We start from the raw sequence: 25,734 nt of genomic DNA on the forward strand, positions 1-25,734 counted from the left end.
TAAAGATACAGTACTTTCAAAAGACGGTATAATAGCTATATTGGGTGCTAATAGATTCTACGGCACTATATATGTTATCTTAAAATAATAATACTCCCCATATAAGGAATAAAAGGCTATGATTCTGCAAGAATGGATTATAGTGAGGTTAGATGGAAATTAATAGAGCTAATCGTTTCTCATCTGGTTATCACCGTTATGTAGACAATTTATGAACAAAAAGATTTACGAGTTTCTGGTATCTCTTAGAGAAAAATCGATAAATTCGGGTATTATGGCACTACCTGAAGAGTCGGCAAGGTTTCTATATTTTATTACAAACATTTACAGTAGAGAAAAAGTTAAGATTGTAGAGTTTGGTTCAGGTTTTTTATATTCAGTATTATGGATGCTCTGTGGAATCCTGGACTCAGGGAAAAGGGGAAAAATTTATGCTGTTGAAAAGGATGAAGAATATTTTAGAGAAAGTCTGAATATAGCTAGCGAATTCTCTAAAATTTTAAATTTAAATATTTTTGAAATATTAAACATTGTTAATAGGGACGCTGCTGATTTAAAGGGTAATGAGTTTGGCAACGATATAGATATAGTTTTTCTTGATGTAGATAAAAAACTTTATTTTAACACACTAAAAAAATTTGAGCCTTTTATAAAAAGAGGGGGACTAATACTTGCTCATAACGTTTTTTCTCATAAAGAGGAACTTATAGATTTTATCGAAGAAATAGAAAACCCAGAAAAATACTTTACTTTAATGCTTCAAACTGATCCACAGGGCCTTTCAATCTCAATTAAACTCTAATCAAAAATTTTAGAAATATCATCTTGACAGGAATAAATCTCTTCTTTTTTACCATCTTTTTTAACTAACCATCTTCCATAACTTTTCTTTTTAAACTCACCTATTATATTGAATTTGATTTTATTTGAACTTAAGATTTCAACAACTTTATTAACTCCACTCTTTCTTACTGCAGCAAGAAGAGCACCTGAAGAAATTGTCTTTAAAGGTTCTATCCCAAAATACTTAAATATGTTCTCAGTTTTTTTTACAACTTTTATTTTATCCTCATAAACTAAAACTCCAAGATTTAAAAACTCACAGAATTCGTAGATACCATTTATTATTCCACCTTCAGTTGGATCATGGAGGGCAAGTACATTTTTATTTTCTAAAAGTAATAAAGCCTCACGAAAAATTCCTATTCCAGGCTTTCTATGATAATTTTTAAACTTATTTAATAATCTCTCATCAACAAACTTTTTAAGCTCCTTTTCTTTTTCCTTAGCTATTATTGATATTCCCTCAATAGGAACTTCTTTAACACAAAGAAGATAATCTCCTTCTTTTACAGATTTTGGAAAAATACCAAATTTTTTATCTCTTAAACCTATCATTGTTCCAGATATTAAAAATCTTGTTAAACCTGGTGTTATTTCTGTATGCCCCCCAATTACAGAAATTTCGTATTTTCTACATACTGAGGAAATCTCCATAAAAATATTCTTAATTTCTTTTACATCCTTTCCTTTAGGAATAAGTAGTGTAAAGAGGTAAAAAAGGGGTTTGGCACCCATGCATAGAACGTCATTCATATTCACCATTACAGAATAATATCCTATCTCTTTTTCCGTAAAAGTGATTGGATCCTGAGTTATAACAGCAAAATAGTCTCCTATATCAACAACAGCAGCATCTGCACCTGGACCCGGTTTTACCTTTACTTTTTTAGAACTAATCGGAAGAACTTTTAAAAGTTCCTTAAGTAAATCTATATTTAACTTACCTTCTTTTAATTCCATCATAATTTATAATTTTCTTAAAATAGAAGAAAACATAAAATCTGAGTCAAAGTCAAAACCTTTGCAAAAAAAATATTTACCATTTTTAAAGGAGTCTGAAAGCTCGGGTTCTACTAATTCAAAATCAAATTTTTTAAGTGCCCTTTCTATCTGATTCTCATTTTCCTCCTTTGTTATAGTGCAAGTTATATAAAATAAGTAACCACCTTTTTTAAGAGATCTATAAGCATTTTCAATAAGTCTTTTTTGGAGCTTCACAAGTTCTCTAATTTTCTCTTGGTTCATTCTTATTAGAATTTCTGGCTTTTTTCTTATTGTACCAAGTCCAGAACAGGGTGCATCAATTATTACAAGATCAAAAAAAGCTTTTGGAAAAAACAAAGTTGCATCCGTGTTCAAAACATAACCATTTATTTTATATTTTTTAAAATTTTCTTTTAAAAGGTGTGCTCTACCCTTTCTAAGTTCAGTTGCTAAAATTTTTAAATCATTTTTTAAGATAAAACTAAGATATAGGCTTTTTCCACCTGGGGCTGCTGTCATATCCCAAACAGAAATTCCCCTATCAAAAGCTTTATAATGCATTACACTCTGAGAGGAAAAATCCTGAACATAATAGAGACTTTCATCCAACCCTACCTCCCAGGGATGATAGAAACTTTTGTACGCATAAGGGGGGAAACTAAGCCTCGCTAAGTAAAAGCCCTTTTTAAAATACTCTTCCTCAATTTTACTCCTTATAGCCTCCTCGTCTTTTTCAAAATATACTCGAAAATAAAAAGGAGAATCCGAATGGAACCATCTGCAAAAACTCTCGGTAAAGCTATCCCCAAAATCTCTTTTTAATTTTTTGTAAATCCATTTCGGTATAGAGTAATTTATCCAATCTTCTTTAAACTGTGGAACCCCTTTTCTTAGAACGTTACGCAAAATTCCGTTTATAAGTTTTGAGGCAGGGAAATTGAATCTTTTTGTAATTTCTGTCCAAGAATCACAAACAGCGTATGGTTTTCTTTTTAATATCAAAAGTTCAGTAAGAGAGGCTCTCAATATAGTTCTAACATTGGGGTCAAGCTTTGAAAAATTCTTTCGATAAAATAACTTTATAATGTGATCAATATATACAAGATTCTTTATTGTTTCAAAACAGATCTTTTGCAGAAATTTTCTTTTCCTTATATCAAGATTTCTTGAATAGTAAATAATAAGAGGAGATAAAAATTTATCTTCCTCTAACACTTTCTCTAAAATTTTATAAGCCAAGACTCTTTCTTCAGTTATACTCAAAGACTTCTTTGAATTTTTCTATAAATAAAGGGGTTACTTCTTCTAGGTTAATTTCTCTATTTAGTTCTTTAGATAAATCGGTCATCTCAACATCAAGTCCACAGGGTCTTATCAGTTTGAAATATGAAAGATCCATGTTTATATTAAAGGCAAGACCGTGAAAAGTTACACCTTTTTTTACGGCAACACCAATTGAGGCAATTTTTTTTTCTTTAACAAAAACTCCAATGTTATTATTTAATCTCTCAGCTTCTATTTTATATTCTTTTAGAGTTCTCATAACAACTTCTTCTAAATTGTAAACAAATTTTTTTATACCTATAAGAGCATCAACAAGTTTTATAATTGGATAGGCTACGAGTTGCCCTGGACCATGAAAAGTGATATCACCTCCCCTTTCCACGTGGTAAAGCATAATCCCCTTTGCTTTGAGGAGACTTTCATCTACAAGAAGATTTCTTTTATTTCCTCTTGCTCCAGTAGTATAAACAGGAAAGTGTTCACACAGAATAAGCGTATCTCCTATAATATCCTTACTTCTTTTTTCAACTAACACCTTTTGAAAATTCCAAATTTCTTTATATTCTCTCATCCCTAAGTTAAAGATTTCAATTTTTTTCATAGCAATAAATATTTTAGTTAAGTTTTACTTTCCTTTTAAAGTTTAATTATAATATCAAAGTGAGGTTAGAGTCCTAAATTTAAAACCTAAAAATATTATGTTGGGTTTCATCCTTTCCCTTTTTATTTACACAGAGACTCTCTCAATTTTACAAATATTTATCCCTTCAGAAGATATAATACCTTCTCTTTATAGAGAGGGACTTCAGGAAATAAAAAGGTATTATAGGGAAGAGGGAATCCTAGAAGGTGTCTGTGAAAGGAGAATTTTTGAATTTCTCGAAAAAAATAAAATCCGCTACATAACAAAGATTTCTGATCTTGAGCATGACTTTAAGACCAAAATGCAGAATAAGATAAACTTTGGACCCTACTATACCTATCAAGAAGCAGTTAATGAGTTAAATAAAATTCATACTACTTTTCCTAATCTTACGTCACCCCCTATAAGCCTTGGGCTGTCGTGGGAGGGAAGAAATATTTATGCTATGAAAATCTCAGACAATCCTAGTCAAAACGAGAACGAACCCGTGGTTCTCTTAACAGGTGTTCATCATGCAAGAGAACCTATAAGCTGTTCAATTGTACTTGAATTTGCAAAATATTTACTTACAAGGTACGGAACCGATCCAGATGCAACATGGCTTTTAAATAATAGAGAGCTGTGGATTGTTCCTGTTGTTAACCCCGATGGATATGTCTACAACGAAAGCTCTTCTTCGGGAATGTGGAGAAAAAATAGAAGAAATAATGGCGATGGATCCTTTGGTGTTGACCTAAACAGAAATTATGGATACATGTGGGGATACGACAATTACGGCTCTTCAGGCACTCCATCTTCTGAAATTTATAGGGGCCCTTCTCCCTTTTCAGAGCCTGAAACGCAGGCAATCAGAGCTTTATGTAATCAAGTTAAACCTGTAATTGCTCTAAATTATCACTCCTACTCAAATCTTCTGCTTTATCCTTGGGATTATGCTGACATTTATACGCCGGATAATAATCTTTACAGGGCGATGAGCGAGGAAATGACTATAAAAAATGGTTATGAATATGGAACAGGCTGGGAACTTTTGTATAACGCTAATGGAACATCAGATGATTGGATGTATGGAGAACAAAATGAAAAACCAAAAATTTTAGCCTTTACTCCAGAGGTAGGTGAGGCTTTTTGGCAACCAGATACTAACATAATAAAGGATCAAATAGACGAAAATCTACCTATGAACATGTTTGCTCTCAAAGCTGCAGGTCACTATGTAATAATCGACTCCATTTACTTTGTTGATCAAAATGGTTCAACTCATATTGATCCAGGGGATACATTAAGTCTTACTCTTTGGTTAAAAAACTTAGGGGTTAACGGAAACTTAACAGATGTTAAATTAATTTTAAAATCTGGGGGCTTGTGTGCTTATGTTATAGACACTTTAATAGATTTTCCTGATATTCCTGCTTTTCCAGGTAATTCTGTATGTAATACGTTACCACTTAGAGCTATTATTCATAGCTCTTTTCCGGATACATCAGCTATTCCTTTTCTACTTAAAATACAGGGTAATCCTTTTTATTCAAGAACCGAAAGCTTTTTCATAGAAAATAGGCGTTCCCAGGTAATTTTTGAAGACGGTTTTGAAACAGGACTTTCCAATTGGGTTGAGGAAGGATCAAGTACTCCTTGGGAGAGAACAAATTCTACTCGCCGCTCTGGCTATTACTCGCTTACCGATAGTCCTAACTCTAATTATTCTAATTATCAAGACACCTGGATAAGAACTAAAAATGCCATTTATCTTAGTTCAAATTTAGATTCATTTAAACTCGTATTCTGGACTAAATATAACACTGAAAATAGCTATGATTTTGTTTATGTGGAGGTTTCCACTAATAATTTAACTTGGCATAAATTGGCTTCATTTACAGGAATACGAAACAGTTGGAGAAAAGAAACGTTTGACCTCACTCCCTATAAGGGACAAAGTGTTTATATAAGATTTAGATTACAAACAGATCAATCTGTAGTTAAAGATGGAATTTATATAGATGATGTGAAAGTTTTTGGATATAAAAAACCTTACTTTGCAGTATGTGAGGTAACTAAAATTTCTGAAAGGGGAAGTGATGTCTTAAGAGAAAGTGTATATCCTGGAATAAAAAACTTAAATAGCTTCCTTTTGAAGTCGAAGATTGACAATGTTTACAAAATAGAGTTTTATGATGCTTCAGGAAAAAAGATTAAAAAAGAAAGAGTATTTTTGAAAGAGGGTGAAGAGTACTACTTTAAACCGAAGGTAAAAGGTCTTTATTTTTATATTATTGAAACAAAGCATTTTAGAAAAACTGGTAAATTCATTGTTAACTAATCATTCATATGGAACTTTTATGTAATAGATAACTTTTTCAAATCTCTTTTTTTCTAAATTGTATGTGAACTCAACTTTTATCCCTCTTAGCACTAAATCTTGTAAATCAATGAAATAGACTATTATGATCTCTTTGTTATCTTCTGTAAGAAAGGCAGAATAGTAACTTATTTTTACATCTTTTTTTTCTATGGACAACAAGTTAAGAATTCTGGTAAAAATATGATAATTTTTCTCAATTTTTTTAGTTAGTCTCTTAATCATCGTGGGATTTTCATACTTAACTAGATTAGATCTAAAAAACCCCTCTTTTATAACAAATTTATCAAAATCGTCAGATCTAAAAAGAAAAATCAAGATGGCTAAAAAAGTAAAGAATTCTTTCATCAAATAAATTATAATAAGGAGATGAAAGTGAATAAAACGTATGATGTAATAGTAATAGGAGCAGGGCCAGCAGGAAGTTTCTCTTCATATAAGCTCGCAGAAAAGGGAATAAAAACACTTTTAATTGAGAAAAAAAGAATAATAGGTGAACCTGTTCAATGTGGTGAAGGACTATCAGAATATGCACTGGAAGAAAACAAAATAAAAAAGGAGGAAATTTTCATAGATAGAAAAATAAAAGGATCTAAAACCTTTACTCCTTCTGGATTTTATCTTAAATTCCCAATAGAGGGCTATCTTATCAAAAGAAACAAATTTGACCAATACCTTGCTGAAATTTCAGTTGAAAAGGGTACAGAATTAAAAAAAGATGAAACTGTCCTATGTGTCAATAAAATAGATAATTACTTTAAAGTGATTTCTAACAAAGATGAGTATTATAGTAGATTTGTTATTTTGGCAACTGGTACTCATAAAGGAATAAGGGGGATTAATTACCCTAAGTTTAAAGAGATTATTGCAATTGAGTTTAGGTTCAAAAAAAACGATTTAGATGATGAGTACCTCCATTTTCATTTTGGTAACGATTTTAAGCCCTTTTATGGATGGGTTTTCTTTCATAACGACGAAACCGGAATTGGTTCGGGCTTTTATGGAAGAAGAAATAACCTAAGATCCTTAGAAAAGTTAATGAGTCATTATAAATTTAACAAGTTAGAAAAGATTAAAGTAGTAGCAGGGAAGATTCCTTTTTCAAGACCGCCCTTTCCTAGTGATCCTGAAGGACTTCTAAGGGTTGGAGATTCAATTGGTGCAGTTCATCCTTTTACAGCCGGCGGAGTACATGGTGCTCTTACAACTGGAAGAATAGCAGCTGAAACTATTATAAAATTTTTTGAATCAAAAAATTTAAATTATTTTTATTACAGTCAATTAAAAGAGATTCCGATATTTAGAAAAAAACTTTGGAATAGACAAAAGAGACTTTTTTCAAAAAATTCGAAAGAGTGGGATGAAATTGGAAGACTCATGAACAGAAGAATTTATAAAGAAATTCCTTGGCTAAGAGTATTTTTTTACCTATTTTTTAAACCATTTTCTATATTTAATCTTTTGTTTTTCTTGAATTTGCAAAGAGAGTTTAAAATCACGGAAAATTATTCCTACTAAAAAGGGAGTTGCACTATGATTTTCTATCTTCTGTTTTTTTATATTTATAAGACACCTATTTTCCCTGACTCTCTGTTTGAACTTGGAAAAAAAACTATTTCAGAGTCTTTAGAAAAGGATTATATAAAAGAATACAAAGATAGCATCGAGATTTTTTTTGAAAATTTTGTGATCGAAAATGAAAACTTCTGGGTTGAGGGATCTGTTTATATAAAGAAAAATAAAATTAAGAGTTTCAAAACTATAACGGGCTACTCAAAAAAAGGAATTGATGAAGCTATAAAAAAATTTTGTGAAAACGTTTTAATATACCTCAAATCCATATTTTTTGAACCTCCCGAAGTAATTGAGATAAAAAATGATTTAGTCAAAATAAAAAACGGTTTCTTAGAAGGAGTAAAAGAAAACGAAATTTTTATATACGGCGAGTCAACTAACCCCTCTGGATACCTAAAAGTTAAAAACGTTTATCCCAATGAGTCAATCTGTAAACTTTTAATTAAAAATAGAAAACCTGAAAAGGGAGAAAAATTAGTAAAAATAAAAAGTATACCCTATATATACACTATTTACCTATCCACTGGAGTATCATTAATAAAGGCTAAAAAAGGAGGCTACGGGGTAGAGAAAAACATAAAGGATGGCTCAATCCTACTTTATGGTCTTGGCTTTAGATTAAAAATTCAAGAACCCCTCTCTTTATTCTACTTCAATCCAGGAATATTTTTTTATACTTCAAATTATTTAGAATCACAAAAACTATCTATTACAGGCAATTATATTTTAAACAATTTATTTAAACTTGGCTTTTCACTTGATTTTCTCCTGGTTTGGCAACCAGAAAGAAACGGCAAAGAAGTGAGGGCCCTAGACTACCTTATATCACCATCCATTACTTATGAAAAAGAATTCAAAAATATTAGCGTATCAGTTAAAGCAGAATATTTCCTTGGAAGAGTCTTAAGAAATTTCTCGTATGAAGTAAGGGGGGGAGACACCTTAGTATCTGATATAGACCTAACATATAGGGAAATTAATCCAAAGGGAATAAACTTCGAATTTTTAGTGGGGTTTAACCTAAAAAGACCTTAATCAATTAAGGAGGAATAAAAATGCTACAGGAAGGTTTAAACAAAATACATTGGGCTGAAAGAAACATGCCAGTTTTATTGAGTATTAGGGAAAGATTCAAAAAAGAGAAAGTTTTAAATGGTATTAAAATTTCAGCCTGTTTACATGTTACACCTGAAACTGCAGCACTAGTTATTACACTAAAAGAAGGAGGCGCAATCGTTTATCTCTGTGCCTCAAACCCTCTTTCTACAAAAGATGACGTAGCTATGGCTCTAAGAGAAGAATACGGAATCGAAGTTTTTGCAAGATATGGAGCCACAAGGGAAGAGTATTACAGTCACATTGAAAAGGCATTAACTATTAATCCTGATATAACCTTAGATGATGGAGCAGATCTAACCTCTTATCTCCACCAAAATTTTGATAGATTCGGTAAAAACGTAAAAGGTGGAACAGAGGAAACAACAACTGGAGTGATTAGGCTGAAGAGTATGGAAAAAAATAACGTTTTAAGATACCCGATAATTGCAGTTAATGACTCTAAAACCAAGTATCTTTTTGATAATAGGTACGGAACAGGACAAAGTACTATAGATGGAATATTAAGAGCAACAAATATTTTAATTGCCGGGAAAAACTTTGTAGTTTGCGGTTACGGATGGTGCGGTAAGGGTGTAGCAATAAGAGCAAGAGGATTAGGGGCAAAAGTTATCGTTACAGAGGTTGATCCTATTAAGGCACTTGAAGCTAAAATGGACGGTTTTGATGTTATGAAAATAGAAGAGGCTGCAAAAATCGGTGACATTTTTGTAACAGTTACAGGGAATAAAAACGTAATTGATATAGATCATATTAAAAAAATGAAAGATGGTGCAATCTTAGCAAATTCAGGCCATTTTAACGTAGAGATAAATGTATCGAAATTAAGGGAAATTGCAAAGAAAGTTGAGAAAGTGAGAGAAAATGTTGAAAAGTTTGTTCTCGAGGATAACAGAGAAATATTCTTGCTTGCAGAGGGTCGCCTTGTCAATTTGGTTGCAGCAGAAGGCCACCCCCCTGATGTTATGGACATGAGTTTTTCAAACCAGGCTCTTGCCTGTGAATTTATAATCAAGAACTTCGAGAAATTAGAAAAGAAAGTTTACACTCTTCCGGAGGAGATAGATAGAGAAATTGCAAGGATAAAACTTAAGACAATGGGAGTTGAAATTGATGAACTAACAGAAGAACAGGAAAAATATCTTAAATCCTGGGAAGAAGGGACTTGATTTAAAAAAATTATCATATGTAGTAGATAAAGAAAAAACTCGGACAAATTAGATTGTTTAGATTTATATAGGGTTCAAATCCCTATAAAATTTTTGCTAAGAATGGAAAATAAGATTAAATCTTATCCAGAACCTCTGGTTACTGAAAATGCTAAAAAGATACTTGAAAAAAGGTACCTCCTAAGAAATGAAAAAGGAGAAGTGATAGAGACTCCTAGAGAAATGTTTGAAAGAGTTGCGAAAGCTATAGCTGAAGTTGATAAGAACTATCCTTACTTTAGGGATAGAGTTGATGAAATAGAGGAAAAATTTTATTATATGATGTCACAGGGCTTTTTCTTACCAAACTCTCCTACACTTATGAATGCGGGTACTAAAATGGGTCAACTTTCAGCCTGTTTTGTACTTCCTGTTGATGATTCTATGGAAGGAATTTTTGAAGCATTAAAACATGCAGCACTAATTCATAAAACTGGTGGAGGTACCGGATTTTCCTTTTCTAGACTAAGACCAAAAGGGGATGTCGTTAGATCCACAGGTCAAATTGCCTCTGGACCTGTTTCATTTATGAAGGTTTTTGATGCAGCAACAGAAGCCGTAAAACAAGGAGGAAGAAGAAGAGGAGCTAACATGGGAATTCTCCGTATTGACCATCCCGATATAGAGGAATTTATAACATGCAAGGATGACGTTACGAAAATAACTAACTTCAACATTTCTGTGGCTATAACAGAGAAGTTTATGAGGGCTCTAATAAGGGGAGAAAGTGAATTTAATTTAATAAATCCCCGAAATGGAGAGGTAGTAAAAAAGGTAAATCCTAGAGATTTATGGAAAAAAATAGTTTATCAAGCTTGGAAAAATGGGGAGCCAGGAATTATTTTTATAGATAGAATTAATGAGACTCACACACTTAGGGAAATGGGAGAGATAGAGGCAACAAATCCGTGTGGAGAAAAACCTCTTTTGCCATATGAATCTTGTAATCTTGGCTCAATTAACCTTGCTAAGTTCTATTTAGGAACACCCTGGTATCTTGAACATAAGAGACCCTCGAGGTGGGAGGAGGTAAAAGAAAGGATTGATTGGCAGGGCTTAAAGGAAATTGTTGATCTTTCTGTTCATTTTCTTGATAATGTAATAGATGCTAATACTTATCCTTTACCAGAGATAGAGAGAGTTACAAAACTTACAAGAAAAATAGGTTTAGGAGTGATGGGATTTGCTGATCTTCTCTACTTACTTGGTATACCCTACTCATCTGAAGACGCGATAAAGGCGGGGCAAGAAATTATGAAATTCATTCAAGAAAATGCCCATAGAAGATCTTTAGAAATAGGTGAGATAAAGGGGCCTTTTCCAGCGATAGACAAAAGTGTTTTTAGAGGAACAAAAAGGAGAAATTCAGTAGTTACGACAATAGCACCTACTGGAACAATTTCAATGATTGTGGACACTTCTCCGGGGATTGAACCTAATTTTGCTCTTGTATATGTAAAAAACGTAATGGGTGGAGAGAGATTACTTTATGTAAACAAATACTTTCAACAAGCAGCGGAAGAATTGGGCTTTTATTCTGAAGAATTAATGGATACTCTATCAAAGTTTCCCACTATCAAAAAATTTGAAGAGATTCCTCTTCATATAAGAGAAATATTTGAGGTTACTTTTGACATCTCACCAGAGCAACATGTTAAGATTCAAGCAGCTTTTCAAAAGTATGTTGAAGATGCGGTATCAAAGACAATTAACCTTCCAGAAGAAGCAAAACCAGAAGATGTGGAAAAGGTATATTTTTTTGCCTATGAACTAGGTTGCAAGGGGATAACAGTTTACAGGTGGGGTTCACGTCCAGGTCAAGTTTATGATACGGTAAAAAAAGAAGAGGAGAAAAAACCTAAAAAAATAAAACCCAGACCAAGACCTAAGGTTGTATCTGGTAAAACATATAAAATAAAGTCAGAATTAGGGACAGTGTACATAACAATTAACGAAGATGAATTCGGACCTCATGAAGTTTTTATTCAACTAGGAAAAAGCGGGAGTTCAGCAAATGCCCTAACTGAAGCTATAGGGAGACTGATTTCTCTTGCCCTTAGATCAGGTATTGATCCAATTGAAGTAGTAGATCAGCTAAAGGGTATAAGGTCAATTCCCACCTGGGATGAGGGTGAAGTTATATTGTCTTGTCCTGATGGTATAGGTAAAATACTTGAAAAACATATAAAAGGAGAACAGCTAGGAATTTTTCCGGAAGACAAAAAACAAAAAAGGATAGCATATGAGTTTGGTTCAAGAAATATTAACTTTATAACAACAGGCGAGATTTGCTCCAGAATGTGGAAGTGCAATGATACTTGCTGAGAATTGTTTAACATGCCCACACTGTGGTTTTTCTAAGTGTGACTAATTTTTTTTAAGATCTATGAAAATGAAAGACAAATTTCCCTTTTTAGTCGCAAAGGAAGAGCTAATAAAAGAGGGTAAAACGACTGATATATACTTTGTTAGAACAAAAAAGATACTTGAGAAACGTGGGATTAAAAAAAGAGTATGGGCTGAATTTACTGTCTCATCTCCTCCTTATCCTTACTTTGCCTTTGCTGGGATAAGAGAAGTTTTAGAGCTTTTAGAGGGTAAAAAAGTAAATTTATGGGCTCTTAGAGAAGGTGAAATTGTGCCCTCATCTGATATAAATGGAGTTTTAATACCGGTAATGGCTATAGAGGGCAAATATGTCGAATTTTGTGAATATGAAACTCCGATACTTGGTTTTATATGTCATGCTTCTGGTATACTCTCTAAGGCAATTAGGATAAGAAAGGCTGCGAAAGAAAATATCGTTCTTTCCTTTGGAATAAGGAGGATGCATCCTGCTTTAGCACCCTTTATAGATTTTTACGCTTATATGGGTGGTTGTGATGGAGTTTCTTCCTTAGTGGGGGCTGAGGTGATAGGAGAAAGTCCAAGAGGCACAATGCCGCATTCTCTTATTATCCTGATGGGCGAAAAGGAGGCTTGGAAAGCTTTTGATGAGGATATGCCACCTGATGTTCCGAGAATAGCTCTTATAGATACTTATGGCGATGAAAAGGTCCAGGCAATTAAAGCTTGTGAGGCTATTTCAGATTTAGCTGGAGTTAGGCTTGATACTCCTTCATCTCGAAGGGGTGATATGGCAAGGATAATTAGGGAAATAAAGTGGGAGTTAAAAATTAGGGGTAAAGAGCGTGTTAAAGTTTTTATTTCTGGGGGGCTGGATGAGTATGAGATAAAAAAGCTAGTGGAGGTGGGGGCTGATGGTTTTGGAGTTGGTACGTCTTTATCTAATGCAATAGTGATAGATTATGCGATGGACATAACAGAGGTTGAGGGAAAGCCCTGTGCAAAAAAGGGGAAGTTTGGTGGAAAAAAGAAGCCTTTTATATGTGAGAGGGATAGAACAATAATCGTAGAGGAGTTTAATAAAGACTCTGTATTGTGTCCTAAATGTGGTAAAGAAATGAATTCTGCTTTTATAAAATATATGGAAGACGGAAATATAGTGTATGAATTTGAAAATGTAAGCGAAGTAAGAAAGAGAATTATTGAAAAGCTGAAAAATTTTACGCTGGAGGATTTTAATATTTAGAAGTGTCTAAAAATTTTTAATAGTCGATTATTGCCTGTAAATATAAAGTAAAAGTAATTCTTTTTGAAGTGCCTGGCTTTTAATTCAAATTTGTGTAAGCTGTGTTCTTTTCGACTTAATTTATTTAAAAACCTATAGACTTTTTAGTTTCTGAAAGACTCTTTATAAACCCTCATTCCTCTATATCATCTGAAGATCAAGGAAAACTCTTTGTGTGTAGGAAATTAAAGAAAATGTTCGACGAGGGAAGAATTTATAAAAAGAGGGAACAATTAGACTTTTAACTGTTAGAAAGGCTGCGTGCCAATTTGAGTTTGAAACTAAAGGCAAGAAAAATTTTAAAAATTATATAAAAACTAACTGAGTTACTTTCTTTTTAAATTTCTAATAATTATCGGAGTGAATAAATAAATAAATAATTTATGCTTTCCGAGACTAAAAGAGGTTGTGTTTATGTCGGAGATCACTTTAACTTGTAAAAGAAAAACCGGAAGGGGTATCAAGACTTATTGAAAAATAGTCAGAAGGAAAATGTTCTAGACTGAAACCAAGAAAGTATTGTAATTCCAGAAGAAGAGGAGTATGGCTTATCTCTCCAGGTAGTGATTCAATTATAAAATTACTTTCATCCTTTGAATAAACATTCATTTTTTCATGTTCAAGATATCTAAGAGTTCCCTGAATTTGAATAAAACTATCTATCTCAGCTTATCCATTTTGAATAGGACAAAAAATAGAAGCTAATAAGAGATTCAAAGACGGCTTTTTAGAAATCCCGAGTCTTGTAGTTACAAAGTCTGGAATACGACAAAGATAAGTGCCTCCATAAAAGCTAAGAAACCCTACTCTATCCTCATCCCGGAAGGAGCTCCATAAGTCTTTAGCAAAGAGTATAAAGGTGATATATAGAATTACTAATGAGACTTTTTCATTTAGAATCCCTTGCTTTAAGGAGTATAATAAGCGGAAGCATGAAATGGATTAGTAGCTTAGCATAAAAATTATGATTTAGACAATTTTTGGAGACAATAGGTTTATTTCAATAGAGTTCTTAATTTTTCTTCTATTTTTTCACCTGTACCCTTTGCGTATCCCATCTGTTTAAATATAATTCTTCCATTTCTATCAATTATTAAATGAGTTGGAAGGCCAAAGATATTCAATTCTTTGTGAAGGTAAGTATCATTAATTGCTATAGTATATTTAAAATCTTTCTTTTTCAGGAAATTTTCTACTGTTTTTTTGCCTTCCCGTGTAACTGCAATAAATATTACTTTTTCATTATTTTTGAACTTTTCAACAAGTTCGTTAAGTTCAGGGATTTCTTCCCTACATGGTGCGCATCCTGTACTCCAAAAATTTAAAACTATTATTTTATCCCTGTTTTCTCTATATTTGAAAACACTTCCATCAAGTAAAGTTAGTTCAAAATCTGATACCTTCCCTACTTTTTTAAAGACTTTTTCTTTAAGTTTTTTTATTTCTTTTTCATAACTTTTCCCACAAATTTTTTTTAAAGTATCTATCTGAGTAGAATCACCGTGATAAAACACTGAGTAAGCGTAGGCAAGCTTTGATCTTTCGAGCATGCCTTTTTTATACATAACTCTGGCATAGTGATTTAAAATCCAGGGGTCAACTTGTGTAAAATCTTTATTCTCAACTATTTCTTTTATATAAGAATAAGAAGAATCAATATTATTCTTGTCAAAATAAAAAGAGGAGAGCCTAAAGTATACGCTTTCTTTCAATTTTTCAATATATTCCTCGATATAATTTTTAAATATTTTGTAAAAATCTTTATGATTAACAAAAGGTAAGGCATAAAAGGCGAATGATTTTCTAATATAACAGGGATCATCTGCGAGTTTCTTTGCTTTATATATCCACGAATATAGAGATTTATAATCTTTTTCTTTTAAATGCGATTCTGTCATACTTACGTAAGAAATAATTCCCTCTAAGTCTTCAAACTTTTCTTTTTCTCTTTCTTTAATCCATATGATAAGACTTTCAGGCTGAAAATTAGGAGATAGAAATTTTTGTCTTGAAAAAGTTCTGAAATTTGGTATTAACGGATCAAGCTTTTTATCTTTTATATATGAAAAAAGCCCCTTCCTATCATCTCTTGAAAGATAATAATTTATTTTAATTGCGATTTTATATTTATTTTCATCGAGCTTCTCAGCGTTTTTTAAGATTTCTTTCGTTAAAATTGTATCCTTCAAAACCCAATAACTTGTAAGGTATGCGGCATGTAAAAAAGAAGGATTATTTTTTTCCTTTTCAAGTTTATTTATTATTTCATTTTTTATATCTTCAGTTTTTTTTTGCCGAGCTTTAGGGCAAACTCATAGAAATTATCCATGAAATCATAATGATTTTCATAGTATCTCCTTTCTTTTAGCCAAAGGGACTCAAATTTTTGAAAGTTTGGAAAAAGTGATTTCTCATAAAAATAGAAAAGGGCAAGTAAAGAAAATGCGTGTGGCAATGGTTTATTTTCCCTATAATAGATCATGTAAAAGCTTGTGTCCATTATAAACTTACCTTTTTTATCCTCAAAGAAAAATATAATGAGAGAGGTGTTTTTATCGGAGGAGGTTAGGGAAATCTTATTTACATTGTCAATTTTTTCGACATGTGGAATAAGTTTATAGGGATCACCGCCTGAAATTTCAATCCACCAGAAATAGCCCGAAAATCTTTTTGATAAATTTATTGTAATTTTATCCTCCGGAGCTGGATCCTTGGGCTCTATTTGTAAATTTAAACTGAAAATTAAAAATATTAAGAAGTTCATGCAGACATTATTAGATAAAAATAAGGAAACTTTCAAATAAACGAATCAGCTCATCAAAAATCTAGCCGAAGATATTCATGAGCAAATAAATAAATTAATTAGGGAATTATACATTCTGCCTCTTTCATTACTTCCCGCTATTCCTATTCTCTATCCACCTTTGATTACAGTTAATTTCAATAAAATTTTTTTCTGCAGTTGCACAAGCAGGCAAGCATATCTCCCTCTCCGAATGTTATAACCCACTTCCCAGTGCTAACTTCATTCAAATTCCTCGGCCCATAATCAGAACCAATATAATAATCGAAAGGCGGTAAAAACTCTGAGAAAAAAGAAAGGTCATTAGACAAAAATTAATGAAAATTATTTTATTCATTTCTAAAAGTAAAGTTGAGAGATCATCTGAAAACTCATCAAGATAAAGATAACGATGTTTTCCCCTTATCCATTTCCTATTTCCAGGATCAGCGCATATTTCTTCCTCACCCTCTTTTGCCTTTGCTGGGATAGAGGTAAAAAAGCTAGTGGAGGTGGGGGCTGATGGTTTTTGGGTTGGGTACGTCTTTATCTAATGCGAAGGTGATAGATAATGCGATGGATATAACAGAGGTTGAGGGAAAGCTTTGGTGTCCTAAATATGGGAAAGAAATGATTTTTGCTTTTATAAAATATATTGTAAGGTGGAAATATAGTAATGTGTTTAAAAATGTAAGTGAGGTAAGAAAAAGAGTTATGGATAACTTGAAAAAATTTACACTACAGGATTTTAACATTTGAAGAAAATGTTCAGGAGTTTTTAGTTATAAATCTTTAGAACTTTAAATCTATTTCTTATTCCGTTAACTTCGACATCTATGAAATAAACGCCTCTTTTAAGATTATTGATTTTTAATTTATGAGTACCCGAGTTTAGGTTTTTATTTATGGTTCTTATCTTTTTTCCGGAAACATCGTAAATATCCAAAGAGACTTTTGATTTTTGCTCAGAGTTAATTCTATTTCTATATATCTAAAGGCAACATTATTTATTTTAACTAAATCAACTGTCTTTTCCTTTTCTATTTGTTCTACTTGAATACCTGATGAAACTTTTATATTTGGTATCCAGATTGGTTCAAAATTTACTATTCCCTTTGAGGTATCATCAAAAAAGTCATAAATTAAAAGTGATATTGAGTCTTTATTTAATGTACCCCACCAGTTCATGTAGGCTTCTAAATCAAATCTTGTATTATTGTAGAGGTTATAATGCAAATTATGACATATATAACTATAACCATTCCTTAGGTCCGGTTTAGAGTTTTCATCCACATATATTCCTATTTTGTTGTTTACTATGTAAGATCTACAAATATCTATTTCAGATGTTCCTCTATATACAACATCTACTTCACTACTTGCTACCCTCGTTTCTTTTATATATCCATTACCCTTTAAAAGATAGATACCTGTATCACATAGAGAAACATCTGAGTTCTCAATTATTAATTCTTTACCTTTAAAGTATATGCCGTAGTTTGAATTTCTAATCCGTAAATTTTTCAATTTAAATTTACTACTTTCTAGAAATTCTATACCTCTATGGGAGAAATTTATTTCCAGATTTTTGTAAATGTGAGGAGGTTTTTCAGATATTGTGCTTTCCCCATCTTTTCTAAACTCTTCAAATTGATTTCTCCTATCCGCTTCAACTATTAATCCATAAAAGTCACCCTTTTCTTTTATGTATCCATCCGAGGTAATCAAAAGTTTTTTGTATATGAGCTTTCCGGAAATTCTTAACTCAGATAAACTATCTACTTTTCCAGTTTTTAAAGCATCAAATCTTTTTATAAATCTTATTCGTGTTCCCCCCTAATTTCAAGATGAGCATTTTTAGTAATAGTTAGATCTCCACCAATGCTTACTATGTCCTCCCATATTGTCCTATGTTTTTATCTCTCCCCATATATAAAACTTCCTGAAATCAACATCACCCCTTATTCTTGATTTTATAAACGTTGAGTCTTTACTGTTCCAGAAGTTCCCCTGTGCATGTATTTTATGTTGGGTTAAATTTATAATATCATAATTTCCATTTCCATAGATTCTATTTACTCCATCATCGAGAGTATCAGAATTATAAACGTTTCCTAGTGTTAAAAGTGGTTTATCTTTAATTAGAATACCTGTGCTTTCGTTTTTAAATATATGATTCCAACTCAAAATAGCAAAGCCACTTTTAATTTCGGCTTTTACTCCTATTTTGTTTGAATATATTTTATTAGCAAATATAAAGGAGTTTCCTCCAAAAATTTCTATTCCTTCCTGATTTTTGCTTATATCATTTAGGACAACGTAAACACTTTCGGCTTCTAGGGATAAACCCTTTATAGCATCTTTTATAACAGAATGCTCGATCTTAACTCTACTTTTTGGGAGATATCTTATTCCGAACCATTCGCCTGTATCCTGTACTTCAAACTTTATTCTTTTTTCTCTTTTACCGCTAGCATAGAACTCTCCATAAATTATTATTTCTACATGATTCGTATCAATTCCAGATTTTAGAATATCTCTATTTGAGATAACAAATTTTGTACTCTCTTTGACATCAACCCTTACATCTTCTGGAACTATAACGTCTCCTACTGAATGAATTTCACCCTGCAAAATCGTATCACAGGTATAACTCCAAATACTCCCTCTTTTATATAAATAAATCCTGTATCAGGGAATCTCCTTAAGTTATTATTAGTATCCCATGCTTTCAAATAAAATTTTATATTTTGAGAAAATTCAGAAATTGTGAAAAAGAAGGTATCTAGGCGCGTACTGTCGTGAGTAGCTTTGTATGAAAATTCAGGAACATAAATTGAATCATCTTTTACTTTTAGTCCGTCGTAAATTCTCGTTTTAAATATATATCTATCAGGAAGCTTTATAATATTTGTATCGGAAAACCTTGGCGGAATATGGTCAAACATAACAGTATAGGGCTTTCCAGCAAACTCCCTCGTAGGCTCCCTTAGTAAGGTCCCGATGAAATATGTATAAATATTTTCGTCAACTGCTAAGCTATCTATAAAGAATGTATCTCTTGTGCTTCTTATTAGAAAAGACGAGCTACCGCTTCCCCTATAAACGTTATATTTTATAACTGGTGAGAGAGTATCTGATATGTATTTAACTTTTGGCCTTATAAGTATATTCCCGTAGATAAATTTTTTTCCATTCACCAAACTTTTTGTAGTAAGAGTAAACAGGGTTTTCTCTATCTGCATAAAGAATGACTCCTCAAGGAATTATCATTATACTCAGTGAATCTTGTATATCTTTGTTTACTGAAAATTCAAACCAACCAGAGGTATCTCCGGGAACTTCAAAAGTGTAGCTTTCATCTTGAATTATAACGTTAAGATTGGAAGGATAAACGTAAGGATTTTTTAGGTAAAATTTAATTTTTGAAAGAAGAGCTCTGCCTCTTAGAGAAGGAACTCTAAATTTCAGTGTATCATAGAGACTTTTAAAAATAGGGATTCCTTTATCTACGATAAACTCCTCTGATATACTTTGCCAATGTATTCTTGGCAAAGAGTTATAAGTATCAAACAAGGATACGTCTGCTTTAAGCCCTTTAAGGATAAGTATCTTATTTTCGCCATAAATAGGTTCCCTTCTTTTATTTCCCTTTATGTCTCTATAAACTCCGAAAATTCAACTTCACTATTTCCGCTATATTTTCCTAGTTTATATATAAGTAACGTATCATCTATTCTTCTACCGCTTGTTTTGTTCCATGAGATCTCACCGTTTAACCTATAAAAGAGTGTATCAAGGGTTTTGTTATGATCTTTTATTTTTGCCTTTATAAAAATCGAGTTATCTTCGTAAACTTTCTTTTGGTAAATAAGTGTGACTTTTGGAGGAGATGTATCAATCAATCCGACGTTTATCCATTTTCTAGAATAAAGAATAAGCACAGAGTCTGCGTTGAGCCTGCATCTTAAAAAGGCGTCCCCTCCTGAAACATTAAGAAATTCAAAGGAAAATCTTAATAGGTTTACTCCTTTCTTTAAAAATAATGTATCCTTTAGAACCCTTATGGTATCTTCCTTTAAAATATCAAAGCTTATATAGGTTGTCTCAGGAGGAATATCAAAGACATGTGCTTGCATACTTATCTTTAAAGTATCATTGGGATAGATTGTATCAGGAGATGTAGTTAAGTTCCTTATTCTAACATCTATCCCTCTTAGTTTTATCTCAAACTCTCTTTGTCTTATTACTGTATCAGAAAGGAACCTATAGCTGATCCTGTAAAAGTCGGTTAAGCCCTTTGGAGGGAGTCTCTTATAAAAGAAGGTATCTTTTTCTATATAAAGGGTAAATAAGTCGTTATCCTAGAAATTTGATTTTTAGTTTACCGCTCCTTTTTACAAGAACGTTCAGTTTCATCAGTTCACCGAAGAAATACTCAGGTTTTTCAGGATAAACCGCAATTAAACTATTACCCTCGTATAGAGGATACTCTCTTAAAGGCATTGCGTTCATCGATGGCCATAGATAAATTCCGTAAAATACGTTAACGGGCAAGGAGTCTAAGACAAATTTGTAATTAATTATTTTTTCAGGTAAAGAAAATTTTTTGATAATTGTGTCATTTGGTGGTATCAAAATTTTAAACTGATAATATTTTATAGGTGGGTTAAGTTTTTCTTCCCAATTAGTCTCTGCTTTACAGTAAATATTACATTTTCTAAATTTCAGAATCTTTTCTGAAGATGAGTAAAGTATTCCACTTATTGTATCTCGATTAGTTGCTGAAAGTAAAGGCGAGATATAGATCCCCTCTGAATCGGGGTTTAGAAGTTTTAGTCCAGTAGAATCAACCTTTATATTTTTTACAAATCCTGTAACAAATAAAAGTGTATCCTTTTCATAAAAAGGTAGAGAAATTTTTGAAAGTATCCTTGGATTAAGCTCATTTAAATTTCTAATTTTTAAATAAAATCTTGCAGTATCATTTTTTGAGTAAAACCTTTTATCAGTATAAGACACTGCAGAGATACGATAACTTTTATATTTTACTATTCTCCATAAAGTTTCACCGTTTAAACTAAATTCCATCGTATAGATTCCTTCAGGAATGTATAGCATATTTCTTAGATAGAAAGTATCAGAGTAAGTTGAGCCTACGGGAAGATAAAACTCTTTTAGATCAGACTCTTCGAACCATTTTACTTCTAAAAAGCCAGCACCTTTACTTGTTCTCTTGTTTTTAACGCTAAAAGGAACCAAAATTAAAGAATCATCCACATGAACATAGAATGTATCCTGTGTAATAAGATAAAAGTTTGGTTTAAACTTTTTCTTCCATGTTTTTGAAGTTAAAACGTTACCATTTAAGCTTAAAATGTCAAGCTCTATGTTATATTCACCTTTTTTTCAGGAAGGATAAACAGTGAATATAAGTGTACCATTTTTTGAAAAATATCTTTCTATAGTGTCTTTTCCTGAGGGGTGTGTTAGGATCGCCCTTAAGAATCTTAAATTTGCGTAGGGAAGATAAATTGGGAAGATGAATTTCATAAGTCCATTTTCGTCTGCGCCCTTTAAAATAATGGTGTCAATTTTTACATAACCTACAAGACCTGCATAGAGTACGCTTTCTGATGAGTCGAGGATCATCTCAGTATTTTTTTCAAAATCGCGGATACTGTATAAACTGCGGGATAAGGTACACTGCAGGAAATACTTTTCTCCTTTTCAGAATTTGCCTCAACTTCATCCTCTTTAGAATAAACTCTTACTATTTCTCCATCTTTTTTTATATAAAAGTATGTTTTATACAAGGTGTTTTTGTCGGAAGGATTTGTAATCCTATAACCAAGTGTAAATGATGTATCCTCATAGATCAGGTTTGTATCGACTTTTAAGTTTCCTTCACCCCTAAAATATAGTTTTTTAAGCTTGTATAATTTATTTTGGGTATATGTTGAAAGTAAAAGATAGACTGTGTCATCTTTTGCAAATTTTGGCTTTATATGGTAGTTGCGGTTAATCTTCTCACCGATTTTTATACGGAACGTATCTTTTATTGTATCTCCCTGGAATATAATCTTTGAAAACAGTTTCCCTTCACAGGCAAAAGGATTTAGAGTGAGTTTCATGGATATAGGATCATAATAGAATATATCGTGCGAAAATACTTCTGGAATTATATCAACATCTTGGGGTAATATTTTTAGTGAATCTATTAAGTAGATACTATTATTTTTATAGTGGAGTAGAAAGTTTCTATTTTTTTCTTTAAAGTTAAGCGAAAAGTTTTATAATTTTTTTATCGTTAAAAATTTTAAGCTTATAGTTTTCGATTTCGTCTGTATCGATTAGGGTTTCTTTATTTAAAAGTGTATCGTTATCGCGGATAAATCCTATCTCACCATAGATGGGCACTTTAGAGAGATTCCATATTTTTAAATTTATTAAGGATGAGTCACCATAAACGGATAGCCATCAAAAGAGGGTGAAATTTTAATTCCCAATTCTTGTGGAACAACTTCAAAAAAGTGGAAAGAATTTTTATTCAGTGGAAAATCGTCTTTACCAAGTAGAGAAAGTTTCGCTACGTATTTTCCAGGTGGAAAATGGTAAAAAGACGGAATAGAAAAGGTTGTATCCCATGAGCTATGAGGATTAAAATTATTTTTAAATATCTCTCCTCTATAGATTTCTTTAATTTTAACAGATGTATATTCTGCGTTGAATTTATAAATCGAGGGAGGAACATCTGTGATTTTATCTCTTTTTAAATAGAAATGAAATATAAATCCGTTGTAACCCCATGGAAATTTGAAGACATATTGAAGGAGAGAGTCAAGGGGATACCATTTAAAAAGTTCTGCGTATCTTTTTCTCTTCCATCCCCAGGAAAATCCCATAAAGTATGAACTTATTTTGCCGTGGTTCTCCTTATGGTCAAACTTGTAATTTATAAATTTTATTTCATTTTCTTCTGAGCTTCCGCTCCCGCGGAATACGATTCTCCCGAATAAGCCACCTGCAAAGAAAAATTTATTAACAGAAACGAGGAGGTATGAAGTATCTGTTAGAGTTAGGGAATAAAGAATGGGGTTTTGGAGTTCCTCTACGTTGAATCCCATTGCTTCTCCTATGAAGTAATCTTCTTTAACCTCTATCTTATTTCCATTTTTTGTGTATCTTTCAAGGGTTCCAAAAGTAGTTTGTGCCCATACTGAATTAAAGGGATCAATAAATATAAGTTCGTAGCTTTTTTCACCGAACTCTAAAACTTTATCTCCCGACAAAGTTAATTTAATTATTTTATTTTTGCCTTTATCGCTTACCCATATGTAATTTTCCTTATCAATTTTTATATCGACAAGGTCAACAAGGGCTGTATCAACTATAACGTCTAAAAGATTGAAATTTTTGTCAAGTTTAATAACTCTCGATTTACCCGACTCTACAAGATACAAAAAGCCATCTTTTGAGGTTATTCCCTTTGGATCAATAAAATCTCTACAAATACTTTCTATATACCCGAGTTTTCCTGTTCTACGAGGATTCAAGTTTGTAGGTTCATATTTTATTTTAAAAATTCTGTTTCCATCAGTAGTGATGTAAATGTAATTATCCATAAACGTTAAAGCATAAATTGAAGAAACACCTGGAATTGATAGGGTATCTAAAAATCGTGATATCCACCTAAATTTTTTACCAAGAGCTATTCTTAATGTGTCTTTTAATACAAAGGCATAAATAAGGCTATCTTTACCAAGGATATAGGCACGTGAACTTGTATAGTTAAAACTAGTTTTATCTTTATTTTTAGCCTTTTTATCTCTCGGATACTGTAGATAATAATAGTCTTCTTGAAAGAAACGAGTTGTATCATCTAAAACAAATTTTTCACTATCGTTTTTGACACCCTGAAGTTCAACCAAGTAATAGTTAATAGTATCTTTTGCACTAAAATGAACAGAATCAATGTAGGAAATATAGGTGCCAACTTTTAAAAGGAATTTTCTCTCATGAGAGGGATATATTGAAGAATTATTGAAATATCTTATATTTATAATTTTTTCTTGTTGAGGAAGATAAATTTCTCTATTCATTTTTAGATTTATGCTATCACAAGGGCCTTCTCTATAAAACACGTTGCGCATAATGCTGTTTTTTATTCCGGTTATTTTCTGGTGAAATCTTAGCTTTAAGGGAATTAAAGAGTTTTTCGGAAAGTGTAATCCACGAAATGAAAGGGTTTTAGTCTCAAGTGGTTCAAAGTATAGTGTCTCTTTTTCGTAGTGAGTGTTTCCGTGGATAAACGAGTATTCAAATCTTCTGGAAAGCTACCGTAATTTAAAAGTGGAATATGCACTGAGTCGTTGGGATTTTTAATTTCTATAGTAAAGGGAACTCCAAGGTCCATAATTAGGGGGGATCTCACTTCCCAGACATGAGTATCACTTAGTGTGTTGAACGGGAATTTGCCTTCTCCGTAATATTCCCCTATCCCAACGTTATCTGGTACATAAAATGAGTCAGGAATAATAACTGTTTTTCCTGGTTCAATTACAAAGTTCCATTCTTTTTTTTCTGCAGAGGGTGGTTTAAAATATCCCCAGCTTCTGAATTTCAGATCTGTGTAACCAAAGATTTTATAATAGAACTTATGGAATTTACCTGGAATTAAGATCCTACATGGTCCCCCATAAGGATTAAGTATATCATTATAAGGACCAGATCCTCCCCCTATAATTCTTGTGTATCCAAACAGCATAAAATGAGTGTATATAGGGATGCCACTTCTTTTAAAAACTGAGCAAAACCTACCATTCACATAGCCTCTATAACAATAGCCCATGTAAATGGGTGGAATTTCGAGATTGTAATCCGTTATTTTCAAAATAATTGTGTTTCTGTGACCGGCACTATCGATCCAGCCTTTTGCTAAGATAAATTCTCTTTGAATTGAACCGTCCATACCTCCCCAAAGCAATATTCGCACAAAGAGTGAGTCATTTATTATCTTTTTGTTTGATGGGTTTTTAAATATAGGAACGAGTGCGATAGAGTTACCGGATGTAAGTATTCTTTGGGGTGCTAAAGAAAACATATAGAAGCTATCGATTTCAGGAGATAAAATCCAGCTTATTAACTCCTGTGTATCTGCATCTTTGTTTACTATAAAAGAAAGAATTTTAAATTCCGCTTGAGGGAAAATAATATTTTTTGTGATAGGTATTTTTTCATTAATTAGAAAATAATTTGAGTCGGTAATTATATGGGTATTTTTAAATGAGTAAAAGCTATCTCCTCGAG

The 25,734-nt window shown here is 32.2% G+C and carries 25 protein-coding genes; 8 read left to right on the forward strand and 17 right to left on the reverse strand.

The window, feature by feature from the left end; translation table 11 throughout:
- The first annotated feature begins 211 nt into the window (after positions 1 to 211).
- Complete coding sequence (locus ABDH49_00655; protein ID MEN3045489.1) at positions 212 to 802, forward strand: class I SAM-dependent methyltransferase; 591 nt, start codon at positions 212 to 214, stop codon at positions 800 to 802.
- Here the strand turns inward: ABDH49_00655 and ABDH49_00660 are convergent.
- The 3 genes from ABDH49_00660 to lipB are packed head-to-tail and all read right to left on the reverse strand — an operon-like array spanning position 799 to position 3,712.
- Entirely contained in the window at positions 799 to 1,806 is a 1,008-nt protein-coding gene (locus ABDH49_00660; GenBank protein MEN3045490.1) for an AIR synthase related protein, read from the reverse strand. The two genes, ABDH49_00655 and ABDH49_00660, sit on opposite strands and share 4 nt — an antisense overlap.
- A 3-nt stretch (positions 1,807 to 1,809) precedes the next feature.
- Positions 1,810 to 3,090 carry a transcription antitermination factor NusB gene (locus ABDH49_00665; GenBank protein ID MEN3045491.1) on the reverse strand — a complete coding sequence of 427 codons (1,281 nt, stop codon included), beginning with the start codon at positions 3,088 to 3,090 and terminating at the stop codon, positions 1,810 to 1,812.
- Complete coding sequence (lipB, locus tag ABDH49_00670) at positions 3,077 to 3,712, reverse strand: lipoyl(octanoyl) transferase LipB (protein ID MEN3045492.1); 636 nt, start codon at positions 3,710 to 3,712, stop codon at positions 3,077 to 3,079. The genes ABDH49_00665 and lipB overlap by 14 nt, the downstream gene beginning before the upstream one ends.
- 97 nt (positions 3,713 to 3,809) lie before the next feature.
- Here lipB and ABDH49_00675 point away from each other — a divergent pair, with 97 nt between their 5' ends.
- A complete protein-coding gene (locus ABDH49_00675) occupies positions 3,810 to 6,074 on the forward strand; it encodes a M14 family zinc carboxypeptidase (protein MEN3045493.1) in 2,265 nt (754 codons plus the stop codon).
- Here ABDH49_00675 and ABDH49_00680 read toward each other — a convergent pair whose 3' ends face one another.
- The gene (locus tag ABDH49_00680) at positions 6,075 to 6,461 is read right to left on the reverse strand and encodes a hypothetical protein (GenBank protein MEN3045494.1); all 387 of its coding nucleotides are present in this window, start codon (positions 6,459 to 6,461) and stop codon (positions 6,075 to 6,077) included. It abuts the gene before it with no gap.
- Between the two features lie 21 nt (positions 6,462 to 6,482).
- Between ABDH49_00680 and ABDH49_00685 the strand changes: the two genes are divergently transcribed.
- From ABDH49_00685 to ABDH49_00705, 5 genes are all read left to right on the forward strand, one after another.
- Entirely contained in the window at positions 6,483 to 7,631 is a 1,149-nt protein-coding gene (locus ABDH49_00685; GenBank protein MEN3045495.1) for an NAD(P)/FAD-dependent oxidoreductase, read from the forward strand.
- A gap of 15 nt (positions 7,632 to 7,646) precedes the next feature.
- A complete protein-coding gene (locus ABDH49_00690; GenBank protein ID MEN3045496.1) occupies positions 7,647 to 8,723 on the forward strand; it encodes a hypothetical protein in 1,077 nt (358 codons plus the stop codon).
- A 20-nt stretch (positions 8,724 to 8,743) separates the two neighbouring features.
- Positions 8,744 to 9,973: an adenosylhomocysteinase gene (locus ABDH49_00695; protein ID MEN3045497.1), complete on the forward strand. Its 1,230-nt coding sequence runs from the start codon at positions 8,744 to 8,746 to the stop codon at positions 9,971 to 9,973.
- Between the two features lie 102 nt (positions 9,974 to 10,075).
- Entirely contained in the window at positions 10,076 to 12,337 is a 2,262-nt protein-coding gene (locus ABDH49_00700; GenBank protein ID MEN3045498.1) for a vitamin B12-dependent ribonucleotide reductase, read from the forward strand.
- Between the two features lie 67 nt (positions 12,338 to 12,404).
- Complete coding sequence (locus ABDH49_00705; GenBank protein ID MEN3045499.1) at positions 12,405 to 13,604, forward strand: nicotinate phosphoribosyltransferase; 1,200 nt, start codon at positions 12,405 to 12,407, stop codon at positions 13,602 to 13,604.
- A 1,034-nt stretch (positions 13,605 to 14,638) separates the two neighbouring features.
- On the opposite strand, the gene ABDH49_00710 is transcribed toward ABDH49_00705, so the two are convergent.
- Positions 14,639 to 15,832 carry a TlpA disulfide reductase family protein gene (locus tag ABDH49_00710; GenBank protein ID MEN3045500.1) on the reverse strand — a complete coding sequence of 398 codons (1,194 nt, stop codon included), beginning with the start codon at positions 15,830 to 15,832 and terminating at the stop codon, positions 14,639 to 14,641.
- A gap of 83 nt (positions 15,833 to 15,915) precedes the next feature.
- On the reverse strand, positions 15,916 to 16,407 hold the full coding sequence (locus ABDH49_00715; GenBank protein MEN3045501.1) for a hypothetical protein: 492 nt from the start codon (positions 16,405 to 16,407) through the stop codon (positions 15,916 to 15,918).
- 540 nt (positions 16,408 to 16,947) lie between these two features.
- Here ABDH49_00715 and ABDH49_00720 point away from each other — a divergent pair.
- Positions 16,948 to 17,184, forward strand: a complete 237-nt coding sequence (locus ABDH49_00720) for a hypothetical protein (protein ID MEN3045502.1) — start codon at positions 16,948 to 16,950, stop codon at positions 17,182 to 17,184.
- 153 nt (positions 17,185 to 17,337) lie between these two features.
- Here the strand turns inward: ABDH49_00720 and ABDH49_00725 are convergent, their stop codons facing one another.
- From ABDH49_00725 to ABDH49_00775, 11 genes are all read right to left on the reverse strand, one after another.
- Complete coding sequence (locus ABDH49_00725) at positions 17,338 to 18,153, reverse strand: NosD domain-containing protein (protein ID MEN3045503.1); 816 nt, start codon at positions 18,151 to 18,153, stop codon at positions 17,338 to 17,340.
- Positions 18,154 to 18,333: 180 nt separating this feature from the next.
- Positions 18,334 to 19,059 carry a right-handed parallel beta-helix repeat-containing protein gene (locus tag ABDH49_00730; GenBank protein ID MEN3045504.1) on the reverse strand — a complete coding sequence of 242 codons (726 nt, stop codon included), beginning with the start codon at positions 19,057 to 19,059 and terminating at the stop codon, positions 18,334 to 18,336.
- Positions 19,035 to 19,670, reverse strand: coding sequence for a hypothetical protein (locus ABDH49_00735; GenBank protein MEN3045505.1), 636 nt, complete (start codon positions 19,668 to 19,670; stop codon positions 19,035 to 19,037). The genes ABDH49_00730 and ABDH49_00735 overlap by 25 nt, the downstream gene beginning before the upstream one ends.
- Before the next feature lie 13 nt (positions 19,671 to 19,683).
- On the reverse strand, positions 19,684 to 19,980 hold the full coding sequence (locus tag ABDH49_00740; protein ID MEN3045506.1) for a hypothetical protein: 297 nt from the start codon (positions 19,978 to 19,980) through the stop codon (positions 19,684 to 19,686).
- Between the two features lie 98 nt (positions 19,981 to 20,078).
- Positions 20,079 to 20,564, reverse strand: a complete 486-nt coding sequence (locus ABDH49_00745; GenBank protein MEN3045507.1) for a hypothetical protein — start codon at positions 20,562 to 20,564, stop codon at positions 20,079 to 20,081.
- Positions 20,565 to 20,784: 220 nt separating this feature from the next.
- A complete protein-coding gene (locus ABDH49_00750; GenBank protein ID MEN3045508.1) occupies positions 20,785 to 21,705 on the reverse strand; it encodes a hypothetical protein in 921 nt (306 codons plus the stop codon).
- 129 nt (positions 21,706 to 21,834) lie between these two features.
- Entirely contained in the window at positions 21,835 to 22,077 is a 243-nt protein-coding gene (locus tag ABDH49_00755; GenBank protein MEN3045509.1) for a hypothetical protein, read from the reverse strand.
- On the reverse strand, positions 22,074 to 22,559 hold the full coding sequence (locus ABDH49_00760) for a hypothetical protein (protein MEN3045510.1): 486 nt from the start codon (positions 22,557 to 22,559) through the stop codon (positions 22,074 to 22,076). Before ABDH49_00760 ends, ABDH49_00755 begins: the two co-directional genes overlap by 4 nt.
- Before the next feature lie 145 nt (positions 22,560 to 22,704).
- A complete protein-coding gene (locus ABDH49_00765; protein MEN3045511.1) occupies positions 22,705 to 22,845 on the reverse strand; it encodes a hypothetical protein in 141 nt (46 codons plus the stop codon).
- Positions 22,846 to 22,874: 29 nt separating this feature from the next.
- Positions 22,875 to 24,527 (reverse strand): hypothetical protein, encoded by a 1,653-nt coding sequence (locus tag ABDH49_00770; protein MEN3045512.1) that lies wholly within the window; start codon positions 24,525 to 24,527, stop codon positions 22,875 to 22,877.
- A 104-nt stretch (positions 24,528 to 24,631) separates the two neighbouring features.
- Positions 24,632 to 25,734: hypothetical protein (locus ABDH49_00775; GenBank protein MEN3045513.1), on the reverse strand; the 1,103-nt coding region annotated here is incomplete at its 5' end.

This window comes from Candidatus Hydrothermales bacterium (genome assembly GCA_039630235.1).
Lineage (GTDB): Bacteria > Hydrothermota > Hydrothermia > Hydrothermales > JAJRUZ01 > JBCNVI01.

Excerpts from the sequence above, each read along its gene's own strand:
- ABDH49_00700 (MEN3045498.1), top strand. The coding sequence starts at position 10,076 with ATGGAAAATAAGATTAAATCTTATCCAGAACCTCTGGTTACTGAAAAT.
- ABDH49_00755 (MEN3045509.1), bottom strand. The coding sequence starts at position 22,077 with ATGATCCTCGACTCATCAGAAAGCGTACTCTATGCAGGTCTTGTAGGT.
- ABDH49_00715 (MEN3045501.1), bottom strand. The coding sequence starts at position 16,407 with ATGAACTTCTTAATATTTTTAATTTTCAGTTTAAATTTACAAATAGAG.
- ABDH49_00680 (MEN3045494.1), bottom strand. The coding sequence starts at position 6,461 with ATGAAAGAATTCTTTACTTTTTTAGCCATCTTGATTTTTCTTTTTAGA.
- ABDH49_00655 (MEN3045489.1), top strand. The coding sequence starts at position 212 with ATGAACAAAAAGATTTACGAGTTTCTGGTATCTCTTAGAGAAAAATCG.
- ABDH49_00685 (MEN3045495.1), top strand. The coding sequence starts at position 6,483 with ATGAAAGTGAATAAAACGTATGATGTAATAGTAATAGGAGCAGGGCCA.
- ABDH49_00660 (MEN3045490.1), bottom strand. The coding sequence starts at position 1,806 with ATGATGGAATTAAAAGAAGGTAAGTTAAATATAGATTTACTTAAGGAA.
- ABDH49_00770 (MEN3045512.1), bottom strand. The coding sequence starts at position 24,527 with ATGAATAGAGAAATTTATCTTCCTCAACAAGAAAAAATTATAAATATA.
- ABDH49_00695 (MEN3045497.1), top strand. The coding sequence starts at position 8,744 with ATGCTACAGGAAGGTTTAAACAAAATACATTGGGCTGAAAGAAACATG.
- ABDH49_00690 (MEN3045496.1), top strand. The coding sequence starts at position 7,647 with ATGATTTTCTATCTTCTGTTTTTTTATATTTATAAGACACCTATTTTC.
- ABDH49_00745 (MEN3045507.1), bottom strand. The coding sequence starts at position 20,564 with ATGCAAGCACATGTCTTTGATATTCCTCCTGAGACAACCTATATAAGC.
- ABDH49_00760 (MEN3045510.1), bottom strand. The coding sequence starts at position 22,559 with ATGAAACTCACTCTAAATCCTTTTGCCTGTGAAGGGAAACTGTTTTCA.
- ABDH49_00720 (MEN3045502.1), top strand. The coding sequence starts at position 16,948 with ATGGTTTTTGGGTTGGGTACGTCTTTATCTAATGCGAAGGTGATAGAT.
- ABDH49_00675 (MEN3045493.1), top strand. The coding sequence starts at position 3,810 with ATGTTGGGTTTCATCCTTTCCCTTTTTATTTACACAGAGACTCTCTCA.
- ABDH49_00735 (MEN3045505.1), bottom strand. The coding sequence starts at position 19,670 with ATGCAGATAGAGAAAACCCTGTTTACTCTTACTACAAAAAGTTTGGTG.
- lipB (MEN3045492.1), bottom strand. The coding sequence starts at position 3,712 with ATGAAAAAAATTGAAATCTTTAACTTAGGGATGAGAGAATATAAAGAA.
- ABDH49_00705 (MEN3045499.1), top strand. The coding sequence starts at position 12,405 with ATGAAAGACAAATTTCCCTTTTTAGTCGCAAAGGAAGAGCTAATAAAA.